Origin of the sequence: Sulfitobacter sp. M85, assembly GCF_029285915.1 — a bacterium.
Lineage (GTDB): Bacteria > Pseudomonadota > Alphaproteobacteria > Rhodobacterales > Rhodobacteraceae > Sulfitobacter > Sulfitobacter faviae.
Window position 1 is genome coordinate 292,404 of the sequence record NZ_JABECQ010000004.1, and the last position, 12,757, is coordinate 305,160.

The following is a 12,757-nucleotide window of genomic DNA, read 5'->3' on the forward strand; positions in this document are numbered from 1 at the left end:
TTACGAGTGTATTCGCTTCACGTCCAGAGCTTGGGGCGGACTTGAGATATCGAAGGGCCGGTTCTGAGATTAACTGTGTCTTTAGTGGCTGCAGCGGCTGCAGCGGCTGTCTGCTTCCCGCTCATCCTGCAATGGATACTGGTCGCGTGACGGGAAGCGATTTGGCCCGAAGGCGTCGGTCGGGGTGGGGAGAGCCAAGACAGGCCTGTTAGTCGCCGCAGGAGCAGAAGGGGCCCTGCTGAGTCATGCTGCCGATCGGGACCAGAAGTAACCCCAGCAGAAGAGTTGCGAGCCTCATGCCGGTAGGTCCAGCTTCGGCAGCCCGTTCACGATCTTCATCGTCTCAAGGCTCACCGTGATCACGCGCCGGAACAGGTCCAGGGGATAGGCCGGGTCGCCCATGGTCTCGTTGGCGTAGTCGTTCGCATCGTTGACGATGCCGCTGGCCTTGTCGGTTTTGACCACTTGGCGCTCCATCACCCATTCCAGTGCTGGCTTGCCGTTGACAACGTAGTCGTAGGCTTCAAGGGGCACGTCGGTCATGGTGATGTTGGCGTTGTAGATCACTGTGGTCTTGTCCTTGTCGCGGGCCTTGCCGCCGAACTTCATCTTGGTGACGCGGTAGAAGGCCTTCGGATCGTCGATCTTCCACAGCGCGGGGGTGCCCTGCTTGTAGGTGACGGGGTATGGCTCTATCGTCTCGTAGTTCACATGCAGGTCGCCAAGACGCCGCCCGGCGTCGGAGAAAGCGCGGAAGTCGGCGTAGGTCTTCACCGCCGGGATGCGGGGCAGTTCCTTGGTCAGGTTGTCGGCGTAGCGGTCGCGGTAGTCGGGCGAATGCAGCAGGCCGTAGACGTAGTAGAAGATTTCCTCCTTGGTGATCTCTTGCCCCGGATAGGCCGCCTGGAAATGCGTCAGCCCGGCATCGGTGATCGCGTCGCGACGGTGGAGACCCGAGGATTGGCCTTCGAAGAGGCCGCCGGTTTCCTCGTCCTGTTGATCGTAGAGATGAAGAGGAAAGCATTGTCCGTTGAACATTGTGAGAAACTCGGGAAGAGTTTCCGTCATGTAGCATGAGAACTGAGGTGCGCTGCCACCTGTCAGCGCAATGGTCCTGGTCTTCGTATATGGAGTTGGGAAGAGCTTCGGCATACGATAAACGCAATTATTGAAGCGGCGATCAAAGTAAGCCCAGGTGCGTGTGAATGGACGATAAGTTGCCGGGAATGCCGCTGACTTCTTGAATTCGATGTATCGACCACGCTCAACGCCAGATAGCTCGGTTCTATCCCAGCTAATTTTGGTCGCGTCTTGATCGACGAACTCTTTGGCGCTTTGACCATCCGCAGCTACGCTGTATCTCTTCACTTCATCATTATAGAAGGAGATCGACCCTGCGATGTTTCCAAGAAGCCTTTCCTTGTTAAAGTTAAAGCACCAAGAATCCCGATTTGTTTTTAGCCCGCTGGAGTAATCCGAGAATAGGTGTTTTGCTGACTTGTCTTTTTTGTCGCCAATCTTGATGAAGGCATCGAAACTTGCGTCCCGCTGATTCAGCCAGTCGTTCTGATCGTCCGGTGTGATCCGTTCCCAGCCTACTGAGTCGGTTATGCCCTTCACAGCGCCGAAGTTGCGGATGATTGCCAGCTTCTGCTTCTGGTCAAGATAGTCGCCGATATCTTGGAAAAAGATGCGTCCATGTTCCGCCGCATTCGGATTCTTGACGAAGACGCTGATTGCAACTGGCGTGCGTGTTCCCTCTCCGAAGACGTTGCCCTTCTCCTTCCTGCGCTGTTCACCACTGGTTCGAGCGTTTCCACGAAGATGAAAAACATAGAGGTCACTGAATTCCTCCGCTAAACAAGCGCGCACTCCATCTGCTGCATTTCCTTCAAGCCAACCAGCGTTGGTTACGTAGGCGACTATCCCGGCATTGCCGATGCGGTCGGAGGCCCAGCGAATAGCGCGAATGTAGCTATCATAAAGAGCATTTTTCATTCCTGCATTCGATCGCTCCGCGAAGGTGTCGCGTATGCGTGTATCCAAACCGGAGTATGCGACATTGGCATTATTGTCATTCGCACTGTTCTGGCTCGCCGAATAAGGTGGGTTTCCCACGATCACCCGGATATCCAGCTCCTTCTGCCGGGTCCGGCGTTCGGAGTTGTCGGGCATGTAAAGCGCCAGCTCGTCCTTGCCCTCATACAGCTGGAAAGTGTCGGTGAGGCAAATCCCCTCGAAGGGCACATACTCGTTCTTCTTGGCCTCGCCTTGGTAGACCGCCTCGATGTTGATCGCTGCGATGTAGTAGGCCAGCAGGACGATTTCGTTGGCATGGATCTCGTGGCGATACTTGTGCTCCAGCTCCTCAGGCGCGATCAGCCCGGATTGCAGCAGCCGGGTGATGAAGGTGCCCGTGCCGGTGAACGGGTCCATGATATGGACGCCCTTTGACCCGAGCGACTGGCCAAAATGTTCCTGCAACATCTCGTTGACCGAGTGCAGGATGAAATCGACGATTTCGACTGGGGTGTAGACGATGCCCAGCTTTTCCGTCGTGCGGGGGAAGGCGTTGCGAAAGAACTTGTCGTAGAGCTCGACGATCAGTCGCTGCTTGGCCTGGGGATCGCTGATCCCATGGGCGCGGTTACGGACGCTGTCGTAGAATTTCTCGAGGTCCTTGGCTTCCTTGTCGATGCGGTTCTCGTCCAGCACGTCCAGCACCTGCTGCATCGCGCGGGAGACGGGGTTCTGGTCTGTGAACTGGTGTCCGGCGAAGAGCGCCTTAAAGACAGGGCGCGTAATGAGGTGCTGGGCCAGCATCTCGATGGCGTCTTGTTCGGTGATCGAGTCGTTCAGGTCATCGCGAAGCTCGGCAAGGAAATCATCGAAGGCCTTGCGGGCCTTGGTATCGGGTTCCGCCAGAATGCCAGTGATGCGCGAGATGTGCCGCTGCGCGATCTCGGCGATGTTGGTGGCCCAGTCCTCCCAATAGTCGCGGGTGCCGCACTTCTTGACGATCTTAGCCATGATGGCCTTGGAGAATTCGTCGATGAACAGCTCGTATTGCTGGGCGCTCGGGCTTTCAATGACAATGTCGCCCGTGTCGCTGCCTTTGCCCAGCCCGGCCTGCGGCTGCGCTTTCCGGGTCGGGAGTTCGGTCACCTCGTGGGTGATGGACTTCAGTTCCTCGGATTCTTTCGTGACCCCTACGATCTCGATCCGGTCCGAGACGTCCTGGCCCAGCGACGCCTGGTTGATGGTGCCGTCAAAGCGTTCGTCATGGGCCCGCAGTGCGTTCAGGATTTGCCAGACGACGCGGTAGCGCTCATTGTCCTTGAGCGCGACCTCGGGCTCCACCCCCGCGGGCACGCCGACAGGAAGGATGACGTAACCCATCTTCTTACCCTCGGCACGACGCATGACGCGCCCGACGGATTGAACCACGTCGATCAGGGATTTGCGCGGATGAAGGAACATGATTGCGTCGAGGGACGGCACGTCGACGCCTTCGGACAGGCAGCGGGCATTGGTGAGGATGCGCGCGGTATTGCCCTCGGCATCGGCTTTGAGCCAGTCCAGAAGTTGGTTGCGGGACTTGGCGTTGAAGGTGCCGTCGACATGCTCGATCTCGATGTCGAGGCGGTCCGGCGATGAGGGCGCATCGTCCTCGATCATCGCGTCGTCGCCGGTGTATTCGGCAACAACATTGGCGAACTCGTCCCGGATCAGCTTGGAGGCAGCGATGCTCTTGCAGAACGCCAACCCCCGCTTCATAGGCTGCGGATCGAATGATACGTCCTGTTGCAGGTCCTGCTTGGTCAACGCTTTGTAGCAACCGATGATCTTGGTGGCATCGTCGAGGTCGAGCTCCGAGTTCTCGTCGGCGAGGCGTTTCTGGACGCTGGCGCTGACCAGCCCCTCGTCCATGGCCAGCACGATCACCTTGTAATCAGTCAGCAAGCCTTGCTGGACGGCCCAGCCGAAGCCCTTGTGAAGGAACGTCTGTCCATAAAGGCTCTCGTCATCCATCGAGGCCAGAACGGCGGCTTCTTCGTCCGCCCGCGTCTTCGCTACGTCGCCGAAAATCCTGGGGGTTGCGGTCATGTAGAGACGCTTGCGACCCTTGACGTAAGCATTGTCGTGGATACGGACGAAGTTCGACTCCTCCTCGCCGGCCAAAGTGGCACCTGTCGTGCGGTGCGCCTCATCGCAAATGATCAGGTCGAAGGCAGGCAAGCCGGCCTTCTGCGCGGCGTCGAGCACTGCAATGGATTGGTAAGTCGAAAAGACGACCGTCATCCGCTCCGAGTCATCATGGCCGGCCTTCTGGACGAGCCGTTCAGGGTTAGTTGTTGCCGGAAAAGCAAGATCATGGGCCTCAATTTCGGCCGCATCGTCATTTGAAACCCGGCGCTTGCCTACCTGCGCGTCAGAGCAGACTGCGAAAGATCGGAGAGGAATTTCCGTGTCGTTCGTCCATTCCCGGACCGTTTGGGACATAAGTGCCAGAGATGGCACCATGAACAGGACGCGGCCGCCCTTGCCGACGAGAGCCTCGGCGATCTTGAGGGAGGTGAACGTCTTTCCGGTTCCGCAGGCCATGATGAGTTTGCCTCGGTCAGCCTCAGAAAGCCCGGCTCGCACAGCTTCCAAAGCTTCAACCTGATGAGGCCGCAACGCTTTTTTGTCTGTGAGGACCGCTTCGCCTTTGATCCCGAAGAGCGCCCAATCGATGGGGCTCTCACGCAAATGCGTGAGAGAAAGCCGGACTACAGGAATAGCTTGGTCGACTATTGTGGCCTCTGCGTTTGCACCCCATTCAACCTCGGTTGTATCCATCACGATGCGGCGGACGAAAGGTGACTTCCCCGAGGCCGCAATGAAGCTATTGATATCGGCTTTCTGAATCCGGTGTGCTGCTGAGTAGAATTTGCATTGGATCGCCGCGAAACCGTCTTCGTTGCGCAGTTTGGCGACGAGGTCGATCCCAATATCCTTAGCGTTGCGTCCAGTTTCGATCGCCCAGTCAGACCATGTCCAAACCTGAGAATATTCCTCAGCCTGCACCGGATCTGCTGTCAAATAGGCACACGCAAGTCTTTCGAAATACGTGCCCTTCTCGCGTTCGGTGACTGCTGCGTCTCTATAAGATTGGAGAAGTGTATCAAGTGCGGACATATTCGGACTACTTTTTTATCATTTTGAGGACCTCTTCGGCGATCGTGCCTTAAGACCATTGCAAATTGCATTCGATTGGGAAGTCTTAGCCGGCGGCCACGACTATCTTTTCCCGTAGTTCGGGCTCAATCTCGAAAGTGGACCATTCACTCAGCCGCAGTCGCATGGGCAGCATTTGCAAGTCTCGCTACATATGTCTTTGCCGCGTCCACTGAAGTGAAGCAACGGAACCCAGCTTCGTTCGCAATGGCAAGCAGTTCGGGCCCTTCACCGAGCAGCACAGCGACCGGTTCGGAGAGCTCAGTTTGGAGACCATCGGGCCAGACAAGATCCAGAACGGCCTTCTGCTCGCCAGTTTCCTGATCTACGAAGTCCCAAGCGACCTGACCCTTTGAGAAACCTTGGCATTCCACCCAAGCGTTTAACTCTTCAAGCTCTCGTGCTTCATCCTCGTTGGCGATACCCCCAAGGAGAACGTTATCACTCACCTTTGCAGATGCGGACGCTTCGAGCATGTCGGCGTCGTCGTGTAGCAACGATTTCAGACAGGTGTTCGCCGCTTCAGCAAGCAACTCTTTTCTGGCTTCCAAGAAATCCAGAAAGTTGTTTAGCTTCCAAAGCTGAGGATCTTCAGGCACCCATTGTGAGCGTAGCGCGCCAGGGTGGGCCGCCTCGATTTCCTCGAAATACTCCTCCGGGCGTCTGTCGCTGATAACCAGGTTCGTGTCCTTGGTCAAAAAGCAGAAGTTCCCCAAAGCATTCACCTCGGATCGACTGTAGCCCGCCTTATACAGCTGAGCCCTCGGGAAGATGTGATGGACTTCCAAAGAGCTCATCTTTCCAAGTAGCTCACTCTTGAGAGGAAGTCCCGTTCCCCAATCGCGCGCCTCTGTCATCCTTGTCAACATGTAGAGCACGGGGTAGAACCGAGAACCCACACTCCAGCTATGGAAGTGACCTGGTTCAACGCGAAGACCACCTTGCGTTAAACGCAGTTCATCGAGCAATTTGTCGAGATTGCCGTCGGTTTGTTCAAGAATTCCGAGATCTTTATCAATTACGCTTTCAGTGGAGGCTGAGAACCGCCCCCACATGCCGCTTTGCACATACCAGAACAGCAATTTGTCTCGGGTGCGTTCATCGAGCCGACCGCCACGCATTTCGAGAAAACGAACCATGACAGGGACGGCAAACCGGGCAAAAAGCACGCGGTTGTGATCCAGACCAAGTCTGCCTGCCATCATATTCAGTGCAGTATCGGTGTGCCGAACAGCGCGAGCCAAGGCATCGGCAATCTCATCGGCGGAACGATCATGGAGATAGAGGAATTTGGCCTCCCCAGTCAGCACAGTATTTACGGACCGGAGCAGCCAATCGAGGGTAAAGTTGAAACCTGCGTCTTTCCAGCGAGTGAGGCTCGACTTCATGGTGTCGCGAGCCTCCGGCCAGTCGGCACAGATTTTTGCAAGTGCCAGATCGCCCTTGGAAAGCTTAGTGCCGCCGCTGTTCACGCGGTTGAAAATGTCGACAACAACATCAAGGGTTTTGTCCGATCCCGTCACCTCCTCAATGTGGAAGTTCTTGTCGCGAATGCTGAGTAATTGGTTCAAGCGGCCAACATATTCTCCCAATCGAGCCATATGCTCAGGGTTACTGTTCAAATCGTTGATGAAGTTTCCAACGCCTGCATTTCCGCTTTTCATGAGCTCGGTAACGTCGATCCAAAGAGGATCGTCGCGCATTTTGATGGGTTGATAGAACTCGAATTCTTCGGTTGCGAGATTGAACCGAAGCTCCGTGAAGGACTTTGCATTCCCATCGAAAAACTTCGGCGGCTCGCCCCGTATCACTCCATACAGAGAGGTGATCCGCTGCTGGCCATCAAGCAGCAACTTGACCACGCCTGGCGCAAGTTCCCCATCACCTCTATGAGCCGCGGTCGAAGCACTGGTCGCCCAGACCAGAAGGCTTCCGACCGGATGCCCGCGATAAAGGGAATGGAATAAGCCCCGGACTTGCTCTCGTCCCCAGACATATCCTCGCTGGAACTCGGGAAGAGCCATATGCCCATTGTCAATGTAATCGAGGATCGAAGTAATATTCATAGTAAAATGCCGCAGAAGAATTCGGTTTGGACTACACTGCCGCATGAGGCCCGTAGCATGCAACCTCTGATAGTCTCCGAAGCTAAGCGCGGAAGCCTTCGCTTGGAACTTAGGTCGTCTCAATGACTATAAATCGAATGTATATTTAATTAAATCAGAAGTTTATCAGATTTTTCAGATTCTCTCTTTGGGTTCAGCAGATTTGACCAATGTCTATTTTGCCAACGCCGCATTGTGTGGTTCTACGGGCCAGTTGTCCTGATGATCCAAATTGGCGGTAGGCAGTCGAAAAGCTTCTTGCTGTTAGGGAAGCTCCGGCTCTTGTCACCCGAAGCAGTCTGCCGAGGGCATCGTTTGGGAGAACATCATGTTCGATATACCCACCGCGCCAACGCGCGTTCACTACCTATTTCAAGAAAACAAGGAGGCGCTGCAAAATGCGGCGCTTCTACTGGGCGGTCCCCGCTGGCTCAAACGAGTTCAAAACCTATTCGAGACGCTCTGGACCGAAAATTCCCTTAACGGCCGTGTCGGCCGTGAAATCAACGCACTTCATAGTCTACTAACTCTCGTTCACGTGAATGATCCGTCCCGTCCCGAAGCGGCATACTTCAAAGCAATTGACCCGATGTCGCCTCATCTCGAGGAAATCTCCTTTTTGGCTTACCAGCTTCGTCAGGCTTTCGAAGAGGCTTGCGACGACAAGGGCCTCGACTGCGAAGAGGAGGAGCGCAAATATGAATGATACCGTCATTTCGGAAGACAGGCTCCAATCTCAAATCGAATCTGCTTTAGCTACCGCAGACAAGACGCTGCAAGCTATCGCTTTCGCAGTGGAAACGGAGGCACTTGAGGGGGCGCTACTCAACGATGTGCTCAATTTGAAAGAACGGATCGATGGGCTTGCCATCTTTGCGACCGACGAACACTTTGCCGTAATGAGAGTGGCTGATCGCCTTAAACCTGTTATCCTCGCAGCGACAACTGTTCATTACATCTCAGCCGAGGAATGGGACATCAATCCACCGAGCGAAGAGAAGGTTGTGGAGCGCTATGGTCTCGCGGCAATCGACCTCCGGAGCCTTCTGCGAGATCTCGCAGAACAGTTGGCTGGAATCCAGAACATGATGAAAGCGGAGCGGATTACGGCGGACCTTCGCTGCGACCAGGCCTGATCTGCGCACCCGCGTCGCCAGGTGAGGCGACGCGGGCCTTATCGGCCGCCCAGAACGACGGCCGATATATACGATTCAAGCCTGTCACAAAACACTTGCTGAAGTTGTCACATGCGTGGCACATTCACGGTCACACGCGGAGTCATACTGCGGTCGAAGGCGCTTTTTCGTTTGTATTCTGAAGGTTGTGGCCTGTTTCTTGGGCCCCTACCGCCGGAGCCAATATCTCATAGAGATCAATTAGATAAAGCCGCCTCAATAGGCGGCTTTTCTCGTTCTCAGGAGGGGATAGAACGCTCTTCTCCTGTAGCGCAAAAATGGGATGCGACCTTGGCCAATCGCCCTATACACCCCCCCTCAAACGGCCACCACAACCTTCTCCCCAATACGATGCACCCGGGCCGAAGTCCCATAAACCTCCGAAAGCATCGCATCCGTCACGACCTCCCGCGCTGCGCCGTGATGCGTGATCCGTCCGTCCTTCATCGCCACGATCTGATCGGCATAGGCGGCGGCGTAGTTGATATCGTGCAGCACGATCACGATGGTCCGGCCATGGGTGCGGGCGAGGTCTTGTAATGTGTGCATCAAGCCGCGCGAGGCCGCGATGTCGAGGTTGTTAAGCGGCTCGTCGAGCAGGATATAATCGGTCTCCTGCGCAAAGGTCATGGCCACCTGCGCGCGCTGGCGTTGACCGCCTGAAAGCGTGTCGAGGCGGCGCTCGGCGAGGGGGGCAAGGTCGAAGGTCGCCAGTGCCGCCTCTACCTTTTCGCGGTCTTCCGCGCTCGGGCGGCCCTTGTGGTAGGGGTAGCGGCCAAAGCTCACCAACTCGCGAACCGTCAGCAGGGGGGCCGCATCGCTGGTTTGGGGCAGAATGGCCAAGCGTCGGGCCAATGCGTCGTTCGCGCAGGCGCCGATTTGCAGGTCATCGACCATGATCTGTCCGTGCTGAAGCGGGATCAGCCGGGCGATCAGCGACAGAAGCGTCGATTTCCCCGCGCCGTTGGGGCCGATCAGCGCCGTGATCCCGCCGCTCTGCAAGGTCAGATCGATCTCGCGCAGGGTCGGCTTGCCGTCCCGGTCGTGGTTCAGGTCACGGATGGTGATCATCTGGGTTTCCTCCGCAGCAGCAGGATTAGAAAGACAAGGCCGCCAAGCACATCGACGATGACGACAAGCGGGGTCGAAGAGCGCAGGGCGCGCTCCAGCACCATCTGCCCGCCGACCAGCGTGATGGCCGATACCAGTCCCGCCGAGGGCAGCATGACGCTATGAAACATCACCGGGGTGATCTGGCGCGCCACGCTGACCACCAAGAGGCCGAGAAAGGCCATCGGCCCCACCAGCGCGGTCGAGACCGAGACGAGGATCGACACGAGGACCAGCACTTGAAACATGCCGCGCTTCGGGTCTTCGCCGAGGTTGACGGCGCTTTCATCGCCCAGCGACAGCACGTCGAGCTGGTGGCGCATCCGCCAAGCGGCGATCAGCGCGCCGCCGGTCAAGAGTGCGGCGAGGGTGAGCAGCGGGGTATCGACCCGGCCAAAACGGGCAAAGGCGTTGGCCTGCACGACCATGAATTCATTGGGGTCGATAACCCGTTGCAGAAAGCTTGAGACCGACCGGAACAGCCCGGCAAAGATGATGCCCGTCAGGATCATGCGAAACAGATCATGCCCGCCGCGGCGCAAGAGCGTGCCGAAAAGCGCCAGTGCGGCCCCCATCAGCAGGAGGCTGTTCATCAGAAACTGCGCAATTTCGGGCAGTTGGGTAAAGGTCTGGCCGCCGAGCACGAAGATCAGCACCGTCAGCGTCAGCAGATAAAGCGCATCGAACCCCATGACCGAAGGCGTCAGAATGTGATTGCGGGTGATGGTCTGGAACAGCACCGTGGCGGTCGAGACCGAGACGGCGACCAGCAGCAGGGCGATCAGTTTATTGGCGCGAAACGATAGGACAAAGCCCCAGTTCCCCCGCGCGCCGAGCCCGAGATAGAGCGCGATGCAAAGGCCCAGCAGTGCCAGAAGCCACCAAAGACGCTTAGGATACATGGCGTTTCGGCCCATGCAGCAACCACAGGAACAGCAGGGCGCCCACCACGCCGAATACCGTGCCCACGGGGATCTCATAAGGATAGCGGATCAGCCGCCCGAGGATGTCGCACAGCAGCACGAGGCCCGCGCCGGTCATCGCGGTGAGCGGCAGGCTCCGCCGTAGGTTGTCGCCTGCCAGCCGGGCCACGATATTGGGCACGACCAGCCCGACAAAGGGGATCAGACCCACTGTCACTACGGTCAGGGCGGTGACGATGGAGATGGCCAGCAGCCCCAGCACCATCGTCTGCCCGTAGTTCAGGCCAAGGTTGATGCTGGCCGTGCGGCCCATGCCGATGATCGCGAATTGATCGGCGGCGAGATAGGTCAGCGCCGCCACCAGCGCCACAAGCCAAAGCAACTCATACCGGCCCTGCAACACGCCGGAGAACTCACCGTTCATCCAAATCTCGACATATTGCAGCAGGTCCGCCTGATAGGCGATGAAGGTGACCGCCGCCCCAAGGATGCCGCCGTAGATCAGCCCCACCAGCGCCACCAGCAAGGGCTGGGTTGGGGGCAGGCGCTGCACGATGGCCAGAAACCCCGCGCCCGCCGCAAGGGCGGTGAGGGAGGCGAGGACCATCTTGACGAAGATAGAGGCCCCCGGCGCGAAGAGGGTGACCAAAAGAATGCCAAGCGCTGCGCCTTGGCCCGTGCCCGCGGTCATCGGTTCGACGAACCGGTTGCGCACCAGCATCTGCATGATGGCCCCGCTCACCGCCAAGGCCCCGCCCGAGATCACCACGGCGATGGTGCGCGGCGCGCGGCTAACCACCAGCAGTTCTAGGGCCGCCGGATCAGACCAAAGCGCCGCCCAAGACAGGTCGATCACCCCGACGAAAAGCGAGGCGACCGATAGGACCACAAGGAGAAAGGCAAGGGCGAGCGCCACGGGTTTACTGCTCCGTCAGGGCGGCGTTGATCTCATCCAGCGTGCGGGTCATCGACTGGATGCCGCCGCCTGCGATGTAGATGGGCGCGGCGCTCAGATGCACGACTTGGCCGGTTTTCCATGCGGTCGTCTCATGCACCAATGCGTTGTCGAGCGTAGCTCGCGCGCCGTCGCTTTCCTGACCGATGGCGGCCATCCGGTCGATCACCAGCAGGATGTCGGGGTTGGCCTCCCGGATGAATTCAAAGCTGATCGCCTCACCATGGTTGGCCATCTCGACATCCTGCACCGCTTCGGGCAGACCAAGCGCCTCATGCAGCCAGCCAAAGCGCCCGCCGATGCCATAGGCGCTGATCTTCGGCCCATTGGTCATCACGATAAGCGCGCGGCCCTTGCCCGCCAGCGCCTCTTTGGTTTGGGCAAGCTTGTCCTCAAAGGCCGCCGTCAGGTCTGCGGCCTCTTCCTCTTTGTCGAAAACTTTGCCGTATGCTTCCAACCGGGCCAGCCCTTCGCCGATGGTGTCTTGCCAAATGGTCATGTCCAAGGTGGGCCCGATCCGCGCCAGCTCTGGTACCTGTTCGGTGCTGCGCCCCCCGGCGATGATCAGGTCGGGGTTGAGGGCGAAAAGCGCCTCGTAATCCGGCTCGAAAAGGGAGCCGATGACCTCGGTCCCCGCTGCCGCCTCTTCAAGGTAGGGCAGATAGACCGGGCGCACCAAGCCCTGCGGTGTGACGCCGAGCGCGGTGAGGCTGTCGAAAGCCGCCAGATCGTAGACCGCCACCGTGGCGGGGGTAAGCGGCGCTTCGGCAGGGCCGCGAGCGGTGTCGACGGTCACGGTCTCGGCCAGCGTGGGCGTGGCGAGAAGCAGGACCAAGAGGGCAAGGGGTTTGATCATAGCGGTAACTCTTTCATCAGGGAGGAGGGGGAGCCGGGCCGGTGTTTACCATTCCAAAGGTCCGGCTTAGGACTAAGGCAGAAAATGCATCCGGAGAGAGCGCCATGCCGACGACAACAGGATTTTACCAAACCGAGAACGGCTCGAAATACTTGCAGCAGCTGTGCAAACATTTCGGCCATAAGATCGAGACATCTTACGACAGTGAAAAGGGCTGGGCCGCTTTCGAGATGGGCACGGCCTATATGACGGCGGACAGCAAGGGCCTCACCGTCACGGCGACGCTCGACGATCCCGAGATGGTGCCTGCGCTGCATAGTGTCATTGACCGGCATCTTGAAACTTTCGCCTTCCGGGAAGCAGAGAAGAACATGGTTTGGACGGTCGAATAGGCCGCCCCCTCACAGAAAATC

The 12,757-nt window shown here is 57.8% G+C and carries 9 protein-coding genes; 3 read left to right on the plus strand and 6 right to left on the minus strand.

Translation table 11 applies throughout. The annotated features are described in order from the left end of the window. Nucleotides 1-294: 294 nt before the first annotated feature. Both HKX24_RS10125 and HKX24_RS10130 read right to left on the minus strand, forming a co-directional pair. On the minus strand, nucleotides 295-5,181 hold the full coding sequence (locus tag HKX24_RS10125) for a type ISP restriction/modification enzyme (RefSeq protein ID WP_276153997.1): 4,887 nt from the start codon (nucleotides 5,179-5,181) through the stop codon (nucleotides 295-297). A 146-nt stretch (nucleotides 5,182-5,327) separates the two neighbouring features. Beyond that, nucleotides 5,328-7,286, minus strand: coding sequence for a DUF262 domain-containing protein (locus HKX24_RS10130; RefSeq protein ID WP_276153998.1), 1,959 nt, complete (start codon nucleotides 7,284-7,286; stop codon nucleotides 5,328-5,330). A 367-nt stretch (nucleotides 7,287-7,653) separates the two neighbouring features. Here HKX24_RS10130 and HKX24_RS10135 point away from each other — a divergent pair, with 367 nt between their 5' ends. After that, nucleotides 7,654-8,031 carry a hypothetical protein gene (locus HKX24_RS10135; RefSeq protein WP_276154000.1) on the plus strand — a complete coding sequence of 126 codons (378 nt, stop codon included), beginning with the start codon at nucleotides 7,654-7,656 and terminating at the stop codon, nucleotides 8,029-8,031. Further along, nucleotides 8,024-8,461, plus strand: coding sequence for a hypothetical protein (locus HKX24_RS10140; RefSeq protein WP_276154001.1), 438 nt, complete (start codon nucleotides 8,024-8,026; stop codon nucleotides 8,459-8,461). Before HKX24_RS10135 ends, HKX24_RS10140 begins: the two co-directional genes overlap by 8 nt. A gap of 357 nt (nucleotides 8,462-8,818) precedes the next feature. On the opposite strand, the gene HKX24_RS10145 is transcribed toward HKX24_RS10140, so the two are convergent. The 4 genes from HKX24_RS10145 to HKX24_RS10160 are packed head-to-tail and all read right to left on the minus strand — an operon-like array spanning nucleotide 8,819 to nucleotide 12,344. After that, nucleotides 8,819-9,571, minus strand: coding sequence for an ATP-binding cassette domain-containing protein (locus HKX24_RS10145; RefSeq protein WP_271691919.1), 753 nt, complete (start codon nucleotides 9,569-9,571; stop codon nucleotides 8,819-8,821). Beyond that, nucleotides 9,568-10,512, minus strand: coding sequence for an iron chelate uptake ABC transporter family permease subunit (locus HKX24_RS10150; RefSeq protein WP_271691918.1), 945 nt, complete (start codon nucleotides 10,510-10,512; stop codon nucleotides 9,568-9,570). The genes HKX24_RS10145 and HKX24_RS10150 overlap by 4 nt, the downstream gene beginning before the upstream one ends. Further along, nucleotides 10,502-11,449 carry an iron chelate uptake ABC transporter family permease subunit gene (locus HKX24_RS10155; RefSeq protein WP_271691916.1) on the minus strand — a complete coding sequence of 316 codons (948 nt, stop codon included), beginning with the start codon at nucleotides 11,447-11,449 and terminating at the stop codon, nucleotides 10,502-10,504. Before HKX24_RS10155 ends, HKX24_RS10150 begins: the two co-directional genes overlap by 11 nt. A 4-nt stretch (nucleotides 11,450-11,453) precedes the next feature. Beyond that, on the minus strand, nucleotides 11,454-12,344 hold the full coding sequence (locus tag HKX24_RS10160) for a siderophore ABC transporter substrate-binding protein (RefSeq protein WP_271691914.1): 891 nt from the start codon (nucleotides 12,342-12,344) through the stop codon (nucleotides 11,454-11,456). A gap of 104 nt (nucleotides 12,345-12,448) precedes the next feature. Between HKX24_RS10160 and HKX24_RS10165 the strand changes: the two genes are divergently transcribed. Continuing rightward, nucleotides 12,449-12,736: a DUF2218 domain-containing protein gene (locus HKX24_RS10165; protein ID WP_271691913.1), complete on the plus strand. Its 288-nt coding sequence runs from the start codon at nucleotides 12,449-12,451 to the stop codon at nucleotides 12,734-12,736. The last annotated feature ends 21 nt before the right edge of the window (nucleotides 12,737-12,757 follow it).

Bases quoted from the DNA above. Each gene is read 5' to 3' on its own strand.
- HKX24_RS10135 (WP_276154000.1), top strand. From the start codon at position 7,654: ATGTTCGATATACCCACCGCGCCAACGCGCGTTCACTACCTATTTCAA.
- HKX24_RS10130 (WP_276153998.1), bottom strand. From the start codon at position 7,286: ATGAATATTACTTCGATCCTCGATTACATTGACAATGGGCATATGGCT.
- HKX24_RS10140 (WP_276154001.1), top strand. From the start codon at position 8,024: ATGAATGATACCGTCATTTCGGAAGACAGGCTCCAATCTCAAATCGAA.
- HKX24_RS10150 (WP_271691918.1), bottom strand. From the start codon at position 10,512: ATGTATCCTAAGCGTCTTTGGTGGCTTCTGGCACTGCTGGGCCTTTGC.
- HKX24_RS10165 (WP_271691913.1), top strand. From the start codon at position 12,449: ATGCCGACGACAACAGGATTTTACCAAACCGAGAACGGCTCGAAATAC.
- HKX24_RS10125 (WP_276153997.1), bottom strand. From the start codon at position 5,181: ATGTCCGCACTTGATACACTTCTCCAATCTTATAGAGACGCAGCAGTC.
- HKX24_RS10145 (WP_271691919.1), bottom strand. From the start codon at position 9,571: ATGATCACCATCCGTGACCTGAACCACGACCGGGACGGCAAGCCGACC.
- HKX24_RS10160 (WP_271691914.1), bottom strand. From the start codon at position 12,344: ATGATCAAACCCCTTGCCCTCTTGGTCCTGCTTCTCGCCACGCCCACG.